At 68.9% G+C, this 19,375-nt stretch carries 13 protein-coding genes; 5 read left to right on the top strand and 8 right to left on the bottom strand.

The window, feature by feature from the left end:
* Positions 1-51: 51 nt before the first annotated feature.
* From EHF44_RS14550 to EHF44_RS14515, 8 genes are all read right to left on the bottom strand, one after another.
* Complete coding sequence (locus tag EHF44_RS14550; protein ID WP_124684314.1) at positions 52-4,041, bottom strand: two-partner secretion domain-containing protein; 3,990 nt, start codon at positions 4,039-4,041, stop codon at positions 52-54.
* 506 nt (positions 4,042-4,547) lie between these two features.
* Positions 4,548-6,728 (bottom strand): TonB-dependent siderophore receptor, encoded by a 2,181-nt coding sequence (locus tag EHF44_RS14545; RefSeq protein WP_124684313.1) that lies wholly within the window; start codon positions 6,726-6,728, stop codon positions 4,548-4,550.
* Between the two features lie 265 nt (positions 6,729-6,993).
* Positions 6,994-8,961 (bottom strand): hybrid sensor histidine kinase/response regulator, encoded by a 1,968-nt coding sequence (locus EHF44_RS14540; RefSeq protein WP_124684312.1) that lies wholly within the window; start codon positions 8,959-8,961, stop codon positions 6,994-6,996.
* Positions 8,951-9,883: a sensor histidine kinase gene (locus EHF44_RS14535; RefSeq protein WP_216643983.1), complete on the bottom strand. Its 933-nt coding sequence runs from the start codon at positions 9,881-9,883 to the stop codon at positions 8,951-8,953. The genes EHF44_RS14540 and EHF44_RS14535 overlap by 11 nt, the downstream gene beginning before the upstream one ends.
* 50 nt (positions 9,884-9,933) lie before the next feature.
* Positions 9,934-10,980 (bottom strand): ATP-binding SpoIIE family protein phosphatase, encoded by a 1,047-nt coding sequence (locus tag EHF44_RS14530; protein ID WP_253699852.1) that lies wholly within the window; start codon positions 10,978-10,980, stop codon positions 9,934-9,936.
* On the bottom strand, positions 10,955-11,365 hold the full coding sequence (locus EHF44_RS14525; protein WP_253699850.1) for an anti-sigma regulatory factor: 411 nt from the start codon (positions 11,363-11,365) through the stop codon (positions 10,955-10,957). Before EHF44_RS14525 ends, EHF44_RS14530 begins: the two co-directional genes overlap by 26 nt.
* 1 nt (position 11,366) lies before the next feature.
* Positions 11,367-11,729, bottom strand: coding sequence for an STAS domain-containing protein (locus tag EHF44_RS14520; protein ID WP_124684310.1), 363 nt, complete (start codon positions 11,727-11,729; stop codon positions 11,367-11,369).
* Between the two features lie 17 nt (positions 11,730-11,746).
* On the bottom strand, positions 11,747-12,598 hold the full coding sequence (locus tag EHF44_RS14515; protein WP_124684309.1) for an STAS domain-containing protein: 852 nt from the start codon (positions 12,596-12,598) through the stop codon (positions 11,747-11,749).
* Between the two features lie 296 nt (positions 12,599-12,894).
* On the opposite strand from EHF44_RS14515, the gene EHF44_RS14510 reads away from it, so the two are divergent.
* Genes EHF44_RS14510 through pdeM form a run of 5 tightly spaced genes read left to right on the top strand, consistent with a single transcriptional unit; the run spans position 12,895 to position 19,324 of the window.
* On the top strand, positions 12,895-13,176 hold the full coding sequence (locus EHF44_RS14510; protein ID WP_124684308.1) for a hypothetical protein: 282 nt from the start codon (positions 12,895-12,897) through the stop codon (positions 13,174-13,176).
* 16 nt (positions 13,177-13,192) lie between these two features.
* A complete protein-coding gene (locus EHF44_RS14505; RefSeq protein WP_124684307.1) occupies positions 13,193-14,299 on the top strand; it encodes a ligase-associated DNA damage response exonuclease in 1,107 nt (368 codons plus the stop codon).
* Positions 14,296-15,963, top strand: coding sequence for an ATP-dependent DNA ligase (locus EHF44_RS14500; RefSeq protein ID WP_124684306.1), 1,668 nt, complete (start codon positions 14,296-14,298; stop codon positions 15,961-15,963). The genes EHF44_RS14505 and EHF44_RS14500 overlap by 4 nt, the downstream gene beginning before the upstream one ends.
* Positions 15,960-18,650 carry a ligase-associated DNA damage response DEXH box helicase gene (locus tag EHF44_RS14495; RefSeq protein ID WP_124684305.1) on the top strand — a complete coding sequence of 897 codons (2,691 nt, stop codon included), beginning with the start codon at positions 15,960-15,962 and terminating at the stop codon, positions 18,648-18,650. The genes EHF44_RS14500 and EHF44_RS14495 overlap by 4 nt, the downstream gene beginning before the upstream one ends.
* On the top strand, positions 18,647-19,324 hold the full coding sequence (pdeM, locus tag EHF44_RS14490) for a ligase-associated DNA damage response endonuclease PdeM (RefSeq protein ID WP_124684304.1): 678 nt from the start codon (positions 18,647-18,649) through the stop codon (positions 19,322-19,324). Before EHF44_RS14495 ends, pdeM begins: the two co-directional genes overlap by 4 nt.
* Positions 19,325-19,375: the final 51 nt, after the last annotated feature.

Raw genomic sequence — 19,375 nt, 5'->3', positions numbered from 1 at the left:
GTTTTCCTACAGGCAGATGCTAGCTAGTAGCTTCTAGTTGAGAGCCCGCAATCAGCTTGCCGGAGCGGCAGCTTTTGAGGGCGTGCCGTTCTTCAGCCAGCCGTGGCTCTTCACGACGTATCGCTTGCCGTTCGGGGCACCGGCTTCGGTGTAGAAGAACTCGCGTGTCTCCATGTTCACCGCCAGATCGGCCTTGGTCTTGGTGACGGGGTCCTCGTAGACGAAGTGCTTGGTGCCGTTGGCGCCGTCCTGCAGGGTCAGGACCCGCTCGACCGTGCCGGTGCGTGTCTTCACCTGGACAATGGCAGTCGTGCCCTTCACCTCCACGGTGGCACCCGACATCAGCGCACCTCCCCACGCCTTGTCCTCGTCGGACTCGACGGTCAGGGGCACCGGGGCATCGAGGTACCAGCTTGCGTCGGCCAGGTCGTCGATCACGTAGGCAAGGATACCGCCTGCGCCAACCGCGCCCAGGATCGCACCGGCCGTGGCGCCCGAGTTGGAGCCACCCGAGCCCGAACCGCCTGAGCCGTCCGAACCACCGTCAGGCGTCTTGTCGCCGCCGTCGGAGCCGTTGCCACCGTTCGAGCCGTTACCACCGTCGGAGCCGTTGCCACCATCGGTGCCGTTGCCACCGTCAGTGCCATTGCCGCCGTCGGAGCCATTGCCACCGTCGGTGCCGTTGCCGCCGTCGGAGCCATTGCCACCATCGGAGCCGTTGCCACCGTCCGCGCCATTGCCACCGTCGGAGCCGTTGCCACCGTCGGAGCCGTTGCCACCGTCCGTGCCATTGCCACCGTCGGAGCCGTTGCCACCGTCGGAGCCGTTGCCACCGTCGGAGCCGTTGCCACCGTCGGAGCCGTTGCCACCGTCGGAGCCGTTGCCACCGTCGGAGCCGTTGCCACCGTCGGAGCCGTTGCCACCGTCGGAGCCGTTGCCACCGTCCGTGCCATTGCCACCGTCGGAGCCATTGCCGCCGTCGGTGCCGTTACCACCGTCGGAGCCGTTGCCACCGTCCGCGCCGTTACCGTCCGGGCCGTTGCCGTTGCCATCGGTAGGCGCGACGCGATCGCCGGTCAGGATGTGGATGGCACCGTTTCCGTTTACCCGCATGCGGCCTTCTAGCGCGTGGTCGCGGCCGTCGGGGGCGGCGCCCGTCAGGACGGCAGTACCGTTGCCGTTCACGGTAATGTTGCTGGTGGTGCCCACGCGCACGCCGATGCCCGCGTCACCGCCACCGCTGGAGGTGCCGGTAGCGTTCATGTAGGCGTTGTCGGTGATGTTGACGCCACCCTGGAAATGGACCCCTTCGCGGTACCGCGAATCGCCAGTGATGTCGGTCTTCACGTTTCCAGAGAGATTCAGGCTGGAGTTGGATGCGAAGCGCACGCCGGCTGAGGTGGCGGTGTTGGCGCGCGACGTGCCCGAAACGTTGATTCGAGCATCGTCAGTGGCGTTGATGACGGTTTGGATCAGTACGCCGTCCTGGGTATCCGACTGGCCGGTCATGTCGACGGTCGCGTTTCCCGACATATTCAACGTACCTTGCCAACGTACACCGGCGGCCTTGGGTCCGTCGCCGTTGACTGTCAGCTTGCTGTCTCCGGACATGGATCCTTGGCCAAGGATAGCCACGCCGGCCCATTCGGGATTCGTTCCGTTACCGCTGCCGCTGAGATTCAGCGTGGCGTTGTTCTGAAGGTCATACCGAAGTGTGTCGAACCATATGCCTGACTCGTTGTTCGATGTACCGGTGAGGTTCACCGCGCCGTTGTCCGAGATATTGATAGACGTCGGACCGCAGGCTCGAATACCTTCCGCGTAGTTGCCTACGCCGGTAATGTTGACGACCCCGTTGCCCGAGACCGAGATGCTGCTGGTCGCGTAATTGCCACCCAGGATCGTCACGGCTTGCGAGTCGATTCCTGAGCCCGTGGAGCGGCCTTCGATATCCAGCGAGGCGTTGTTGTTGACTGTAATCTTGAGCGTGTTGAGACGAATGCCCGAGTACAAATTGCCCGTCGTGTTGCCAATCAAGCTGACGGCGGCATCATCATTGAGGGTAAGAACGCCGCGGTGCATGATGCCGTCGTAGCCGCCACCGTCCCCATTGATGACCAGTTGCGAGCCTCCGGAGATCGTAAGGTTGGATCCGTTGTCAATATAGATGCCGGTCTGCGAGCGGGAACTGCCATAGATGGAGAGGCTGCCACCCACCTGCGTCAGGGCGGTGTTCATATACACGCCAATGCTGCCGGCGCTAAAGCCCGTAATGGTGCCGCCGCCGATATTTGCCAGGGTGCCGCTTATGTTGATGGCATGGCCGCTTGAGGCGCTTGTCGTGTCCCCGTACGCCGTTAACCGTCCGCCATTCAAGTCGATGGTTCTGCCGCTTGCTTGGAAAACGGTGCCATATCCGCCGCCCATCCCCGAGGTCAGATTCAGATTCAGCGCATCGGAGGTGGACGTGATATTGCCGTTGAGGGTAATCGATCTGTTTGCCACCAGCGTGAGATTCGCCGCGCCGCCGCCGGTCTTTGTAATGTCGGCACCGGCGCTCTGCACGATATTCCCGGCCGCCGTACCTGAGCTGGCCGTGGTGATCGTGACGTCGGTGCCTGCGTTCAGGGCGTCGTTGATGGACGTGTTGCGAACCGTGGCAGTGCTGCCCGTGGGCGTGAAGCCGCCCGAGACGCTACCGCTGTAGCCAGCATCGTTACCTGTGCCGATAGTGATATCGGTCGGATCGATCAACCATTCGCCAGACTTGCCGTTCGGCGTTGAGGCGGTCACCGTGCCTTGGACGTTGAGGTTGTGAGCCGAGGTTTCCACGAACCCGCCATCGCCATGCCGTGCACCGGCATCGACCCGCGCGTTAACGCCCACCTGCGTAAAGTTGGCGAAGCCAGCACCGTCCTGCAGCAGCTTGCGCGCTTCGGTGCCTTCCAGCTTGCCGAGCGAATCGCCACCAAGGATCACCTTGCCGCCAGCCGAGTCGCCCGAAGCGTCGATCGAGGCGCTGTCGAACAGGCCGACGCGGTCGCCGGCCAGTACCACCGTGCCGCCCTGGCCGCCGTTGCGGTTCGAGGCGTCGATGCTGCCGGTCATGACCACGTCGCCGGTCTTGCCGGCGTCGGCCACGACCGTGCCGGCGCGGACCACACCGGACAGGTTCACCACCGTGTTCAGCAGCGTGTCCTTGCCGCGCGCGGTAATGAGGACCGTGCCGTCTTGTGCATGGATGTTGCCGCTGTTTTCCGCCAGCGCGTTGGCGGTGGCGTCGTTGAGCACCAGCGAGATGCCCTGGCCGTTGTGCAGCGCGACCGTGGCGCTATCGCCAGCGGCCAGCAGGACTTGTCCGCCCGGGCCGGTCTTGATGTCGCCCGCGTTGCGGACCTGGTCGCCCATGAAGGTCACATAGCCTTGGGCGTTGATCGAACCTTCGTTGATGATGCCGGCCTGCGTGCCGGTGGCACTCAGTGCCAGCGGGCTGCCGGCCATGAAGGCGTTGGAGTCGATGGACTTGGTGGTGGCCAGCAGCGAGCCGACATTGACCACTGCGCCGCGTCCGAACAGCACGCCGTTGGCGTTCTGGATCAGCACCTGCCCGTTGGCGAGCAGCGAGCCGTGGATATTGGAGGGGAGCCCACCCGTGACGCGGTTCAGCGCCTGGGCCTGTGCGTTGGGCTGGTTGAACTGGACCGTGTTGCCCTGGCCGATGCTGAAGCTGTTCCAGTCGATGACAGCGCGCTGGCTGCCCTGATTGATCGTCATCGTCGAGCCGTTCGGCTGCGAGATGGTGGCCTGGCCAGCCACGACGTTGCCCTGGGTCGGCAGTCCTTGGGCACGGACCTCATCCATGTCCCAGGCAAACAGGGCGAGGGCGATGGCCGTCATCGCCGATACCACGCCCAGTTGGGGCGATGCCTCCGCGGCGCTGCCTTCACCCGGCGCCTTGCCGCGGCTCTTCACATTCTCCGCAACGGCCACAAGCATGCCGAGATGCTTGCTGAATACGCGGCGATACCGATTCTTGTTCATGGTTGAGAAACCCAACAGAAGTTGCAACGTGACGCGGCCCGGTTATGCCGCAGGAAGGCGCGGCCGAAGTGGGGTCATGCGTCAATTCATAAAGCGCGAGATGACTCGCTCTGGCTCGGGAATCCGGGGGGCGCGCTTGCTGAACATGCCGCGCGGGTTGTGGACGTACCTGGTCCCCGCGATTTCCTTGATGGCAATGCTAGGAATCTGGGTAGGGGCGGGGAATCGTAGAAATACGAAAGGTGCCTCCAAGTTGCGAGAAAAGACCTCGCCGTAGTCCACGGACAAGCTTCCGAACGACTCTCAGATGTACGAACTCGTAGAACTACGATGGAAATGGGAAGGGGAGGCGAAGAAGGGCGACGCCGACCGTCTCAGGAAACGGCCGACGCGCGTGCGCAAGGCGGGGAATGCAGAGCGCCCGGCAGAACCGGGCGCGGAACCGGACCGACGGGCGATCTGGTAATCAGACGATCAAGCGATCAGACGATCAAGCGATGGAACGTTCAGTAGGCGATCTTGGCGCTCAGGCTGATGGCGCGCGGATCGGCCGGCTGGATGTAGTTCTCGTACTGGAAGCCCCAATAGCGCTTGTTGGTCAGGTTGGTCAGCGCGGCGCGCAGCGTCAGGTCCTTGCCGGCCACGCGCGTGTTGTACGTGGCGCCGAGGTTGAACACCGTGTAGCCGCCCAGCGTGGCCGTGTTGGAGGCGTTGAGCTTGGTCGGGCCGGTGTACTTGCCATCCACGCCTACTTTCAGGCCCGGCACGAACGGTACGCGGTATGCCACGCGGCCGGTCAGCAGGAAGTTGGGCGCGCCCGCCACGCGGTTGCCGATGTTGGTGTCGCCCTCGGTGTACTCGCTATGCAGCAGCATCGTACTTCCGCCAATTTCCCACTGCGATCCGATGCGCGACGACGCGGCCAGTTCCAGGCCCTGGTAGACCGACTGGCCGTCCTGCACGAACGACGGCAGCACGCCGGCGCCGTTGTCGCGCGTGAATTCGCTGCGGCGCTCGATGCGGAACAGCGCGGCCGTGGCGTTCCACTTGCCCTGGTCGGTCTTCACGCCCACTTCGTACTGGCGGCTCTTGGCCGGGGTCAGGCCCTGGCCGGCATTGAGGTAGGTGCTGCCCACCACGCCGCCGCCGTCGAACGATTCCACGTAGCTGCCGTAGAACGTGGTAGACGCCCACGGCTTGTACATCAGCGCGGCCGTCGGCGAGACCAGGCCGTTCTTGGTGTAGCTGGTGTTGCCCACGCCGTTGGCGTTGTAGCTGTTCTGCTCGAAGTTGGTCACGCGCAGGCCGGCCAGCACCGACCACTGGTCGTTCAGGTGCATGGTGTCGCTGACGAACGCGGCCTTCTGCGTGGTATCGCCGGCGCGGTACTTCTGGAATGCGGTCTGGCTCCAGTAGACGCCCGTGTACGGGCCGTAGATGTTGCCGTCGGCCAGCGAGAAGTTGTTGTAAGCGTTGCTGCTGAAGCGGTCGATCTGCTTCTGCCAGCTCAGGCCGGCCACCAGTTCGTGGCGGAAGATGCCGGTGCGGAACTTGCCCTCGACCATCGTCGTCCAGTTGCTGAACTGCTGGCTTTCGGCGCCGTCGTAGCGCGAGCTGGTGTAGTCGCCCGATGCATCGGTCAGGAACAGCGTGGTCTCGTTGCGGCTGCGGGACTGCTTGCTGAAGCTGTAGCTGGTGCTGACCGTCCAGTCCGGGTTCAGGTTGTAGCGCAGGCCGGTCTGGTAGAACTGCAGATTCGAGTAGAAGTGCGTGTCCGGGCCGCCCAGCAGGCCGCCGCGGCCGCTGATGACGCCGGGAAGCTGGCCGTTGGTGATGCCGCCGGTATAGAACGACGGCGTGGCGCCCCACGTGTTGCGGTCCTGGTAGATGCCGTCGAACGTCCAGGTCAGGTCGCGCGTGATACGGGCGTCCAGGCCCAGCGACACCGAGTTGCGGTTCAGCCCGACGGCGTTGGACGGCTTGCCTTCCTCGTGCGTCAGGTTCAGGCGGTAGCCGAACATGTTGTCGGGGCCGGCGCGGCCGCCCACGTCCACGTGCTCGCTCCAGACGTGCGACGAACGGTAGCCCACTTCCACGCTGGCCGTGAACTGGTCGGTCGGACGCTTGGTGACGTAGTTGATGGTGCCGCCGGGGTTGCCAAAGCCGTACATGAAGCCGTTCGGGCCCTTCAGCAGCTCCACCTGCTCAAGCTGCTCGTAGGGCAGGGTCAGGCCATAGCTGATGAACGGCATGCCGTTGATCTTGTACGCGTTGCGCCAGTCCAGTTGCAGGCCGCGCACGGTGGTGTAGGCCGCCCAGGCGTTGTTGCCGTTGCTGTTGTCCGAGACCGAGGCGTCGTTGAAGAACACGTCGCCGATCTTGGCCACCTGGCGGTCGGCCATGTCCTCGCTGCCCACCACGGTCGTCGAGAACGGCGTGTCGAGCTGCGTGCGGCTGCCCAGCGCGCCGCCCGACGCCTTCTTCTGCAGTTGGGGGCCGACGTCGACATCCTGCCGCGCGCTCACGGTCACCGACGGCAGCGCCTGGTCGGCGGGCGCCGTCTGGGCCAGCACGGTGCCGCACAGCGGAAAACCGGCCAGCACGGCGGCACGGGCAAAAGCGGCGATGGGACGAACGCGCGAAGGCGCGGAAGGCCGGCGGCGGGCCGGCGACGGGCAGGACGTCATGACAGGAATGGCTCTTATTGGAAATGTAGACACAAATGCGAACGATTCGCATTTGTGTGGCAGGGCGGAATAATGCGGCCCCGGCCATTGAGGCGTCAAGCGCCGCGCGGGTCGGGCGCCGTTTCCAGGCCGTTTTGGTGTGTTATTTCCAACAGATGGCCGTGTCGATACGATTTCGACACATTGTTGCGGCGACGATCAACAATGCTTGAATGCGTCGATATGGCGTTAAAGCCACATCCACGCACAGATGCAAAGCCAACGACTACCGCGTCGGCGTCAGCGCCACCTCGATGGCATCCATCAGCTCCTGCAGCCGCAGCGGCTTGCCGCAGACCGCGTCGAAGCCCGATTCCATGGCGGCGCGGCGGTCCTGCTGCCGGGTGAACGCGGTCAGCGCCACGGCCGGCACGCGCGGCAGCACCTCCACGGCCTCGCGCACGCGGATCTCGCGGATCAGGTCGTTGCCGTCGCGGCCGGGCAGGCCGATGTCGCTGATGACGAGGTCGGGCACCGCCTGCTGCACGGCGTCCAGCGCCTCGTCGCAGTCGCGCGCCGTGCGCACCCGGGCGCCGTAGTCAACCAGGATGGCCGACAGCGCGGCGGCAGCGTCGGCGTCGTCTTCCACGATCAGCACGTCCAGCGCCGTCAGCGGCACCGACTGCTTGAGCGCCGGCTTTTCCTGGGCCGGCAGCATTTCGGCCGGCGCGGTCGGCATCAGCGGGATCACTACCTCGAAGGTGGCGCCCAGGCCCACGCCGGCGCTGGACGCCTGCACGGTGCCGCCATGCATCTCGGCCAGGTGCTTGACGATGGCCAGCCCCAGGCCCAGCCCGCCGTGCTTGCGCCGGTTGGCGTCCTCGCTCTGGGTAAAGCGGTCGAACAGCAGCGGCAGGAATTCCTGCGGAATGCCGCGGCCGTTGTCGATCACGCGCAGATGCAGGTTGTCGGCGTCCGACGACAGCTCGATCTGCACCGTGCCGTCCTCGGGCGAGAACTTGATTGCGTTGGACACCAGGTTCCACAGGATCTGCTGAAAGCGCGCGGCGTCCAGCCAGGCGGACATCGCCACGGTCGGCGCCAGCCGCAGGTCCAGCGTCACGTGGCGCTCGGCGGCCTGGGTCTGCATCGTGTCCACGGCGCTGCGCACCAGCTCGGGCAGGTTCACGCGCTCGCGTTCCAGCTTCATCTTGCCGACGTTCAGCATCGACACGTCGACCAGGTCGGCCACCAGCCGCCGCTGGATGGCGATGTTGCGCTCCACGGCGGCCAGCCCGCGGCGGCCTTCCTCGGAGTCGATATGGCGCGCCAGCACGTGGGTCCAGACGGAAATCACGTTGAGCGGGTTGCGCAGTTCGTGCGACAGGATGGCGATGAAGTCGTCCTTCATCCGGTTCAGCCGCTCCACGGCGGCCCGCGCGGCCTGTTCGCGCTCGATCAACTGCTCGCGCTGGCGTTCCAGGTTGACGTGGTCGGTGATGTTCGACACCACGGCCACCTTCACGCCGGTTTCCAGCACGGCGGAGATGCTCCATTCCAGGTGCATGGTCTCGCCGCGCGCGTCGCGCAGCGGGAACGTGCCCTGCCAGCCGGTCTGGCCCGTGTGGCCGGTGGCCTCGGCCACCTTCTCGCGGAACTCGGGCGGGGCGAACGCGGCCACGGGCTGGCCCACCAGCTCGGCCTCGGGCCGCCCCAGCATGGTCAGCATGGCCGGGTTGACGTCGACGAACCGCCCGGCCAGGTCCAGCGTGCAGATACCGCCGATGGCCTGGTGGTAGATCGCGCGGAAGCGGGCCTCGCTCTCGCGCATGGACCGCTCGGCCGCGCTGGCGCGCAGCAGCGACGCGATGGTAGCCACCAGCACGCCCGGCTCGGCCGGATGGATCAGGTAGGCGCTGGCGCCGGCGTCCAGCCCGCGCACCTTGTCGTAGTCGGCCACGTAGGTGGCGGACAGGTGCACCACGGGCACGGTGGCCGTCTCGGGCCGGCTGCGCAGCGAGCGGCAGACCTGGAAGCCGTCGATGTCGGGCAGGTTCACGTCCAAGACCACAGCCGACACGCTCAGGTCGGCCCGCTGCAGCGCCTCCTGGCCGCTCTCGGCCTCGATGGTGCGATAGCCGGCCGCCGTCAGCACGCGCACCGTGGCGTAGCGCGTGACCGGGTTGTCGTCCACCACCAGCACCAGCGGGCTGGCCTGGGGGGCGGGGCGGGTGTCGCGATGGTCATCCGGCATGGTGGTCTCCGGCGGCTGCCGCCGGCCGCGCCGGCAGTTCCAGGTCGGCGGCCGGGAACGTGGTGGGCAGCGTCACGAAGAAGCGCGATCCCACGCCCACCTGGCTCTCGAAGCCCACGTGGCCGCCCAGCAGTTCGGCCAGCCGCTTGGACAGCGCCAGGCCCAGGCCCGATCCCCGGTAGCGCCGCTGCAGCGGCGAATCGATCTGCACGAAATCCTGGAACACCTCGCAGTGAGATTCTGGCGGGATGCCGATGCCGGTATCGCGCACCGAGAACGTGATCGTGCCCGGCGCCTCGCAGGTGGCCGCGATGCGCACCTCGCCGCTGGGCGTGAACTTCAGCGCGTTGGAGATGTAGTTGCGCAGGATCTGCGACACCTTGCGGTCGTCGCTGAACAGCTTCGGCACGCCGTGCGGCTCCTCGAAGATCAGCGACACGTCGGGGTTGGTCAGCACGGGCTTGAACATGCCGCGCAGCGCGTCGAACAGCGCGACCATGTCGAACCAGGCGGGCGACACGTCCACGCGGCCCGCTTCCAGCCGGGCCAGGTCCAGCAGGTCGTTGACCATCTCGGCAAACTCGGCCGCCGTGTCGCGCACGAACTTGACCTGTTTTTCCTGCTCGGCCGTGAGCGGGCCGTCCACGCGGTCCATCAGCAGCCGCGTGATGCTCTGGATGGACACGATCGGGGTGCGGAACTCGTGGCTCATGTAGGCCAGGAAGCGGCTCTTCAGCTCGGTGGCCTGGCGTAGCTGCTCGGCCTGCATGTCGAGTTCGGAATAGAGCGCCACCACGCCCCGGTTGGTTTCCTCGATCTCGGCGCGCAGCGCCAGCACTTCCTGGTCGCGCGCGTCCAGCGCGGCGCGCAGCGCGGCGATGTCGTCCGGGGTGGCGCGCTGGGCGGGGTCGGAGGCGGGCATGTCTGGCATGGCGGGGAGGTTGTCTGGCAGCGTATCTGAAACGGTCATGGTCAGCGCTCCGCCCGGCGCACCACCACCACGGTGGCGTCGTCGCGGCCGCGGCTGAACTTCCACAGGACGAAGGCGGCCACGATGGCCGGGTCGCGCTGCAGCAGGGTGGGGTCGTCGAACTGCCAGCGCGACTGGATGCCGTCGGAGTGCAGCACCACCAGCGCGTGCTGCGGCCATTCCATTTCCTGCTCCTGCACGGCGCGCACGTGCAGGCCGGCCGTGCCGTTCTGGCTGATCAGCGTGCGGTCGCCGATGCCGGAGATCACGCGGCCGAGGATGTTGCCCGCGCCGGCAAAGCGCACGCGGTGGCTGTTGCGGTCGAGCCGGTAGGCGCCCACGGCGGCCCCGCGCGTGCCGCGCAGCGCGGCGTGGGCGCGTTCCACGTAGGCGCCCGGCGCGGCGCCGTGCCGGACGTCGAACAGGGTCAGCGCGGCCATGGCGGCGTCGGCGGCGTCGGGGCCGTGGCCCAGCCCGTCCACGACCACCACGTCGGCGCGGTCATCCTGCACGGCCACGCTCCAGCCGTCGCCGCTGACGCGCTCGCCCGGCGCGGCCAGGCAGACCGCGCCCACGGCAAAGCCGCCGTTGGGACGGCGCGGGCGGTCGCCGGGCTCGCGGTCGCGGTAGAAGCGGGCCAGGATCAGGCTGCCGTCGCCGGCGCGCGTATGGACGTCGAAGTCGTCGGCCATGCGGCGCACCGCGCCCAGGCCCTGGCCGGCGCTGCCAGCCGTGGAAAACCCGTCGCGCATGCACGCTTGCAGGTCGGCCATGCCGGGGCCGTCGTCGATCGACAGCAGCTCGATGGCCAGCGTGCCGGCCAGCTCGCGCGCGGCCAGCAGCAGGCGCCCGCCCGTGGCGTGGCGCAGCAGGTTGTTGCCCAACTCGTTGACGGCCAGCGCCAGCTTGCCGGCCTGCGTGGCGTCGAAACCCAGGCGGGTGGCCATCTCGGCGGCATGCCGCCGGGCCTCGCCCACGCGGCTGGGGTCGCCCATCGGCACGGCCAGGTGCGGCCCGTGGTTCCTACTTCCACCGAGTGATGCTGACACAGGTTCCCTCGCCAACTTGAGTCCGGATCTGGAAGTCGTTGACCAGCCGGCGCGCGCCGGACAGGCCCATGCCCAGCCCGCCGCCCGAGGTCCACCCGTCGACGAGCGCCTGCTCGACGTCGGGAATGCCCGGGCCCCGGTCCTCGAAATGCAGGCGCAGCCCGCGCCGCATGCCCTCGGTCAGCAGCTCCCAGCGCATTTCGCCGCCGCCGCCGTACACCATCGTGTTGCGGGCCAGCTCGCTGGCCGCCGTAATCATCTTAGTCTGCTCCACCAGCGAGAACTTCAGCTGCGACGTCAGGGTGCGCACCACGGCGCGGGCCTGGACGATGTCGCGTTCGTCGCGGATGGGGGCGCTACCGGTCTGGGCAAGGTCGGTCGTCACGTCAGGCCACCTGCGCGGCGGCATCCAGCATCGCCATCCCGCGCTCCACGTTGAGCGCGGTCTTCACGCCGCCGAGCGACAGGCCCAGCTCTACCAGCGTGATGGCCACGGCGGGGCGGATGCCGACCACGACCGTGGTGGCGCCGAGAATACGGCTGATGTCCGAGATGCTCACCAGCATGCGGCCGATGAACGAGTCGACCATTTCCAGCGCCGAGACGTCGATCAGCACGCCGTGCGCGCCGGATTTCTCGACCATCGTCGCCAGGTCTTCCTGAAGCTGCAGGGCCGTCTGGTCCTGCATGTCGATCTGGATGGTCACGAGCAGGTTCTTGCCCATCCGCAAGATTGGAATGCGTTCCATGGCAGGGGTGGCGGCGATCAGTTGGCGTTGCGGGACACGATGTGACCGGACATGCGCATGGCGGTGCCCAGCGCGTCGGCCAGCGTCGATTTGGTGATGATTCCCTGCAGGTCGATGCCCAGGTGCACGATGGTCTGCGCAATCTGCGGCCGGATGCCGCTGATGATGCTCTCCGCGCCCATCAGGCGGATGGCCGTGACGGTCTTCATCAGGTGCTGGGCCACCAGCGTGTCCACGGTGGGCACGCCGGTGATGTCGATGATGGCCAGCGCCGAGCCGGTTTCCACCAGCCGTTCGAGCAGCGTTTCCATCACGATCTGGGCGCGGCTGCTGTCCAGCGTGCCGATCACGGGCACCGCCAGCACGCCGTCCCAGAGCTTGATCACGGGCGTGGACAGCTCCATCAGCTCGTGCTGCTGGCGCACGATGATGTCCTCGCGCGTCTTCTGGTAGGTGGAAACGGTCCACTGCGCCATGCGGTCGGCCAGCGACGACATCAGCCAGATCACGTCGATCTGGCCTTCCACGCCGCTCGACTGGCGCTGCAGCGCGTCGAAGATGGGCCGCTTGAGCGCCAGCACGAAGCCGCTCGTCACGTCGGCCGTCTCGCCCTGTGCCGCGCGGTTGCGCGACAGCGCGGCCAGCGCCTCGCGCAGTTCGGTCCAGGCGCCGGCGCTGAAGTTGCCCGGTTCGCCGTTCGCCCGCAGCCCGGCGTCCAGGGCGCGGAGGATGCCCTGCTGTTCGATCGCCACGTTCTGCGTCAGGCCGCGGCCTTCGGCATAGATGTGGTACTCCTCGGTCCAGCCACGCATGATGGTGTCTTGTTCCTGACGCAGGAGGTCGGCAAGACGCTGGTTTTCGGTGCGCATGGGCAGTTGCTCAGATGGGTTGGCTCGGATGGATGGAATATGGCCGACGCAAGGACCGCGCCGGCCGGAGATGAATCTCCCCATTCTAGGAGAGATTGATAGCTCACACTATCGGCGGGCGGCTGATTGACGGCGGATCAAAATTAAGCATATTGCGATGTCGATAGTAACCGGCGCCGGCCCGGCTGTGAGAAACCGCCGACACCGGAACGGGATTGGCCCGGCTGCCGCGTCCGGCCGGCGCGCCCTAGGCTGGGAGCATCGGGCAGGACACGGTGTTCGGGGGAGGGGCGAGCTTGGACTGGTTGGACGTACTGCAATGGCCGGCGATGGCCATCACGGTGCTGGCGACATGGCTGGTCGGCAGCGAGTCGGCGGGCCGCCGCAAGGCCGGGTTCTGGTGCTTCCTGGTCAGCAACGCGATGTGGGTGGGCTGGGGCTGGCACACCGGCGCCTGGGCGCTGGTGGTGCTGCAGTTTGCGCTGGCGGTGCTGAACATCCGCGGCCAGGCCAAGGCGGACAAGGCCGAGCGCGCCCGGCAGGGCGGCAAGGCGGACCGGGAGGGCGCGCCGGGCTAGCCGGCTGGTCGGGAACATGGCGGAGATGGCTTCAGACCTGATCGTGGCAAGGCCGGAGGGGCTGTACTGCCCGCCCGGCGACTTCTATATCGATCCCTGGCGGCCGGTGGCGCGCGCCGTCATCACCCACGCCCATTCGGACCACGCCCGGTTTGGCCACGGCAGCTACCTGTGCGCCGCGCCCGGCCGGGGCGTGCTGCTGGCCCGGCTGCCCGGCATCACGCTGGACACGCTGCCGTACGGCCAGCGCATTACCCACCACGGCGTCACGCTGAGCCTGCATCCGGCCGGCCATGTGCTGGGATCGGCGCAGGTGCGGCTCGAACACGGCGGGCGGGTCTGGGTGGCGTCCGGCGACTACAAGGTCGAGTTCGACGGCACCTGCGACGCGTTCGAGCCCGTGCGCTGCGACACCTTCATCACCGAAAGCACGTTCGGCCTGCCGATCTACCGCTGGCAGCGCCAGGCCACGCTGATGGCCGAGGTCTTCGACTGGTGGCAGGCCAACGCGGCAGCCGGGCGTGCCAGCGTGCTCTATTGCTATGCGTTCGGCAAGGCGCAGCGGCTGCTGCACGGGCTGCTGCGCCACGCCGGGGCGGACCTGGCCATGCCGGGCTCCATCGTGCTGCACGGGGCGATGACCAGCCTGACACGCGCTTATGCCGACGCCGGCGTGGCGCTGCCGCCCACCATGACCACGGCCGATCTGCCCGCGCGCAGCCCGGCCCTGCGGCGCGCGCTGGTCGTGGCGCCGCCGTCGGCCCAGCGCTCCACCTGGCTGCGCCGCTTTGGCGATGCGTCCGACGCCTTTGCCAGCGGCTGGATGCAGTTGCGCGGCACCCGGCGCCGCCGGGGCGTGGATCGCGGCTTCGCGCTGTCCGACCATGCCGACTGGCCGGGCCTGCTGTCGGCCATCGGCGCCACCGGCGCCCAGCGCGTGATCGTGACGCACGGCAACGTGCCCGTGATGGTCCGCTACCTGTGCGAGCAGGGGCTGGACGCCCAGGGCTTTCGCACCGAATTCGGCGATGACGACGACGCCACCGGCGCCGCCGCCGAGCCGATGGAGCAGCGCGAGCCAAGCCAGTCGAGCCAGCCGGAGGCCGGGGAGGGCGCGGCATGAAGGCGTTTGCCGACCTGTACAGCGAACTGGACGGCACCACGTCCAGCAAGGCCAAGCTGGCCGCGCTGGCCGCCTATTTCCACCGGGCGCCGCCAGCCGATGCGGCCTGGGCCGTCTACTTCCTGGCCGGTGGCAAGCCGCGCCAGATCGTGCCCGTGGCCGCGCTGCGCGAGCTGGCCCAGCGCGCCGCGGCGCTGCCCGAATGGCTGTTCGAGGAAAGCTACCAGGCCGTGGGCGACCTGGCCGAGACCATCGCGCTGCTGCTGCCCGATGCCGAGCATGTCGATACGGCCGGGCTGGCCGAATGGGTCGAGCAGCGCCTGCTGCCGCTGCGCGGCCAGCCGCCCGACGTGCAGGCGGCGGCGCTGGACGCGCTGTGGCGGCCGCTGGACGCGCGCGGCCGGCTGGTGCTGTTCAAGCTGATCACGGGCAGCTTCCGCGTGGGGGTGTCGAAGCTGCTGGTCACGCGCGCGCTGGGCGAAGTGGCCGGCATCGATCCCAAGCGCGTGGCCGAGCGGCTGGTCGGCTACACCGACATTGCCCTGCGGCCCACGCCCGAGCGGTTCCAGGCGCTGGTGGCGCCGGACACCGGCGAGGGCGCCACGCTGCCGCGCGGCGGCCAGCCGTACCCGTTCTTCCTGGCCCATCCGCTGCAGGCCCCGGTCGATGAATTCGACACGCTGCTGGGCGCGCCGGGCCGCTGGCTGGTGGAATGGAAGTGGGACGGCATCCGCGCGCAGATGGTGCGGCGCCAGGGCCAGTCGTGGCTCTGGTCGCGCGGCGAGGAACTGATTACCGACCGCTTTCCGGAACTGGCCGAAGCCGCCGGCACGCTGCCCGAGGGCACCGTGATCGACGGCGAGATCATCGTCTGGATTGACGGCCGCGTGCAGCCGTTTGGCCTGCTGCAGCAACGGATTGGCCGCAAGACCGTGGGCGCCCGGCTGCTGCGTGACGCGCCGGCCATCCTGATGGCCTACGACCTGCTGGAATGGCAGGGCGAGGACTGGCGCGCCCGCCCGCAGGCCGAGCGCCGCGCGCAACTGGAGCGCGTGGTGGCCGCGCACATCCACCCCGCGCTGGAACTGAGCCCGCTGGTAGAGGCCGACGACTGGCCGCACTTCGCCCGGCTGCGCGAGACCTCGCGCGAGCTGGGCGTGGAAGGCTTCATGCTCAAGGCCGCCGACGCCGCCTACGGGGCCGGCCGCACGCGCGACGTCGGCATCTGGTGGAAGTGGAAGATCGACCCCTATACCGTCGACGCCGTGCTGATCTACGCCCAGCGCGGCCACGGCCGGCGCGCCAGCCTGTACACCGATTTCACGTTCGCGGTCTGGAACGCGCCGCCCGGCACGCCGGACCGCGCGCTGGTGCCGTTCGCCAAGGCGTACTCGGGGCTGACCGATGCCGAGATGCGCGAGGTGGACGCCATCGTGCGGCGCACCACCGTGGAATCGTTCGGCCCGGTGCGCAGCGTCACGCCGACGCAGGTCTTCGAGCTGGGCTTCGAAGGCATCGGGCGCAGCGGCCGGCACAAGAGCGGCATCGCGGTGCGTTTTCCGCGGATGCTGCGCTGGCGCACCGACAAGCCCGTGGAAGAGGCCGACACGCTGGCCACGCTGGAAGCGATGCTGCCGCCGGCCCCAGCCAAGGACGCCGCATGACCCCCCGCAAGCCTGCCCGCCCGGCGGCGGACCCGTCTTTCACGCCGGCGCCGCCCGTCGCGGAATCGCTGCCGGCGTTGTTCGCGGCCCGCAACTGGGAACCGTTCGCGTTCCAGCGCGAAGTCTGGGACGCCATCGTCCGTGGCCAGAGCGGGCTGCTGCACGCCACCACCGGCACCGGCAAGACCTACGCCGCCTGGCTGGGCGCCTTGCTGGCCTTTGCCGAGCCGCCGGCCCGCGCCGGCGCCGCGCCGCCCGGGCTGACCGTGCTGTGGCTGACGCCGATGCGTGCGCTGGCCGCCGATACCACGCGCGCGCTGCAGGCACCGCTGGCCGAACTGGGACTCGACTGGACCGTGCAGCTTCGCACCGGCGACACGGGCAGCAGCGAGCGCGCCGCGCAGGCGCGCCGGCTGCCGACCGCGCTGGTCACCACGCCCGAGAGCCTGTCGCTGCTGCTGACCCGCGCCGATGCCCGCGAGACGCTGGGCCGCGTGCGGCTGGTGGTCGTCGACGAATGGCACGAACTGATCGGCAGCAAGCGCGGCGTGCAGGTGCAGTTGGCGCTGGCGCGGCTGCACCGCTGGCAGCCCGACCTGCGCGTCTGGGGGCTGTCGGCCACGCTTGGCAACCTGGACCATGCGCGCGACGTGCTGCTGGCCGGCGTGCCCGAGGCCAGGCGGACGCTGGTGCACGGCCACACGCCCAAGACGCTGATCGTCGATACGCTGCTGCCGGACCGCGCCGGGCGCTTTCCGTGGGCCGGGCATCTTGGCCTGTCGATGCTGCCGCACGTGGTGCGCGAGCTGGACGAGAGCAGCACCACGCTGGTATTCCTGAACACGCGCTCGCAGGCCGAACTCTGGTACCAGGCGCTGCTGGACGCGCGGCCGGAATGGGCCGGCCAGATCGCGCTGCACCATGGCTCGCTGGACCGGGCCGTGCGCGAGTGGGTCGAAGTCAATCTCAAGAACGGCGCGCTGCGGGCCGTGGTCTGCACGTCCAGCCTGGACCTGGGCGTCGACTTCCTGCCGGTGGAGCGCGTGCTGCAGATCGGCTCGCCCAAGGGCGTGGCGCGGCTGCTGCAGCGGGCCGGGCGGTCGGGCCACGCGCCGGGCCGGGCGTCGCGCGTGACCGTGGTGCCGACCCACAGCCTGGAACTGGTCGAAGCGGTGGCGGCCCGCCGCGCCATCGAGGCCGGGCGGATCGAGGCGCGCGAATCGCCCGACAAGCCGCTCGACGTGCTGGTGCAGCACCTGGTGACCGTGGCGCTGGGCGGCGGCTTTGCGGCCGACGCGCTGCTGGACGAGGTGCGCCAGACCTGGGCCTACCGCGCGCTGACCGACGACGAATGGCGCTGGTGCCTGGATTTCGTGCGGCAGGGCGGACCGACGCTGTCGGCCTATCCCGACTACCGCCGCGCCATGCCCGACGACGACGGCATCTGGCGCGTGCCTGACGCGCGGCTGGCGCGGCGCCATCGCATGAGCGTGGGGACCATCGTCAGCGATGCGTCGATGCAGGTGCGGTTCTGGACGCGGGCGGGCAGCGGCGGGGCGTCGCTGGGCACGGTGGAGGAAGGCTTCATCGCGCGGCTGGCCCCGGGCGACTGCTTCCTGTTCGGCGGCCGGCTGCTGGAACTGGTGCGCGTGCAGGAGATGACGGCGTTCGTGCGCCGCGCCACGGGCAAGCGGGCGTCGGTGCCGCGCTGGAACGGCGGTAAGATGCCGCTGTCGACCGAGCTGGCCGAGGCCGTCGTCGCCACGCTCGACGACGTGCAGGCGGGCCGGCTGGACCCCGCGAGCACGCCGGAGCTGCCGCTGATCGCGCCCATCGTCGAACTGCAGGGGCGCTGGTCGGCGCTGCCATCGCCCCGCACGCTGCTGGCCGAGACGCTGCACTCGCGCGAGGGATGGCACCTGTTCCTGTACCCGTTCGCGGGGCGGTCGGTCCACCTGGGGCTGGGCAGCCTGCTGGCGTGGCGGCTGGGGCAGAAGGTGCCGGCGACGTTCTCGGTGGCGGTCAATGACTATGGGCTGGAACTGCTGGCGTCGGCGCCGCTGGACTGGGGCCGCTGGCTGCCCGAGGTGCTGGCCGAGGAACAGCAGCGCGACCTGGCGGCCGACGTGCTGGGCAGCCTCAACGCGGGCGAGCTGTCGCTGCGGCGTTTCCGGGAAATCGCCCGCGTGGCGGGGCTGATCTTCCAGGGCTATCCGGGCGCGCACCACAGCGCGCGGCAGTTGCAGGCATCGTCGAGCCTGTTCTACGAGGTGTTCCGCAAGCACGATCCGGACAACCTGCTGCTGGGCCAGGCCGAGCGCGAGGTGCTGATGCAGGAACTGGACGCCCACCGGCTGGCCGATACGCTGGCGCGGCTGGCGGCGCTGGAACTGGACCTGCGCCCGCTGCGGCGGCCGTCGCCGCTGTCGTTCCCACTGATCGTCGAGTTCCTGCGCGAGAAACTGAGCACCGAGAAGCTGGCCGACCGTATCGCCCGGATGCTGGCCGACCTGGAGCAGGCCGCCGCCGAGCCCGAGGCGGGCAAGTATCGCGGCCCGATGCATGACGTGGACGCCGCAACCGTGGCCGACACCGCGAAATTCGGCATGGCCGACCACGCCGGCCCGGCCGGGCCGCGCCGGCCGCGTCGCCCGCGCAAGCCGTCGAAACCGCTGCCGCTGCTATGACCCCGGAAGACGCAGGCGCCCAGGCCGTGCGGCTGGCCGGCGAGACGCTGTGGCTGCTGCCCGAGCACGCGGTCTGGTGGCCGGACGCCGCGATGCTGATGCTGGCCGACGTCCACATCGGCAAGGCCGCATCATTCCGCGCGCTCGGCCAGCCCGTGCCGCACGGCACCACGGCCGACAACCTGCGCCGGCTGCTGGACCTGACGCGCCAGTACCCGGTCCGCGACCTGGTCTTCCTGGGCGATTTCCTGCACGCCCGCGCCGCCCGCACGGCCGCCGTGGTGCTGGCCCTGCACGACTGGCGCCGCGCGCTGCCGACGCGGGTCCGCTGCACGCTGGTGCGCGGCAACCACGACACCCATGCTGGCGATCCGCCCGAAGGACTCGGCTTCGAGGTGGTCAGCGAACCGCTGATGGCCCCACCGTTCGCGCTGTGCCACGAACCGGACGCCCGGGCCGACGGGTACGTGCTGGCCGGCCACTTGCACCCGGCGTGCGTACTGCGCGGCCGCGGCAGCGACGTGCTGCGGCTGCCATGCTTCGTGGTCGGCGCTACGCGGATGATCCTGCCAGCGTTCGGCGCGTTCACCGGCCACGCGACAGTGCGCGCGGGGCAGGGGGAACGGATCTACGTAGTGGGCGATGGCCGGGTGTGGGGGTTGCCGGGGGGGTGATGGTGGGGCTGCGGCTGGATTTGCTGCTGTCTTGCTGCCCTCTCCAGCGTT

The organism is Cupriavidus pauculus, assembly GCF_003854935.1.
Classification (GTDB): Bacteria; Pseudomonadota; Gammaproteobacteria; order Burkholderiales; family Burkholderiaceae; genus Cupriavidus; species Cupriavidus pauculus_C.
The sequence above is the reverse complement of the archived record's forward strand: the minus strand, read 5'-3'. Positions and strand labels throughout refer to the sequence as shown.

Bases quoted from the DNA above. Each gene is read 5' to 3' on its own strand.
- EHF44_RS14550 (WP_124684314.1), bottom strand. From the start codon at position 4,041: ATGAACAAGAATCGGTATCGCCGCGTATTCAGCAAGCATCTCGGCATG.
- EHF44_RS14545 (WP_124684313.1), bottom strand. From the start codon at position 6,728: ATGACGTCCTGCCCGTCGCCGGCCCGCCGCCGGCCTTCCGCGCCTTCG.
- EHF44_RS14540 (WP_124684312.1), bottom strand. From the start codon at position 8,961: ATGCCGGATGACCATCGCGACACCCGCCCCGCCCCCCAGGCCAGCCCG.
- EHF44_RS14535 (WP_216643983.1), bottom strand. From the start codon at position 9,883: ATGCCCGCCTCCGACCCCGCCCAGCGCGCCACCCCGGACGACATCGCC.
- EHF44_RS14520 (WP_124684310.1), bottom strand. From the start codon at position 11,729: ATGGAACGCATTCCAATCTTGCGGATGGGCAAGAACCTGCTCGTGACC.
- EHF44_RS14515 (WP_124684309.1), bottom strand. From the start codon at position 12,598: ATGCGCACCGAAAACCAGCGTCTTGCCGACCTCCTGCGTCAGGAACAA.
- EHF44_RS14505 (WP_124684307.1), top strand. From the start codon at position 13,193: ATGGCGGAGATGGCTTCAGACCTGATCGTGGCAAGGCCGGAGGGGCTG.
- EHF44_RS14500 (WP_124684306.1), top strand. From the start codon at position 14,296: ATGAAGGCGTTTGCCGACCTGTACAGCGAACTGGACGGCACCACGTCC.
- EHF44_RS14495 (WP_124684305.1), top strand. From the start codon at position 15,960: ATGACCCCCCGCAAGCCTGCCCGCCCGGCGGCGGACCCGTCTTTCACG.
- pdeM (WP_124684304.1), top strand. From the start codon at position 18,647: ATGACCCCGGAAGACGCAGGCGCCCAGGCCGTGCGGCTGGCCGGCGAG.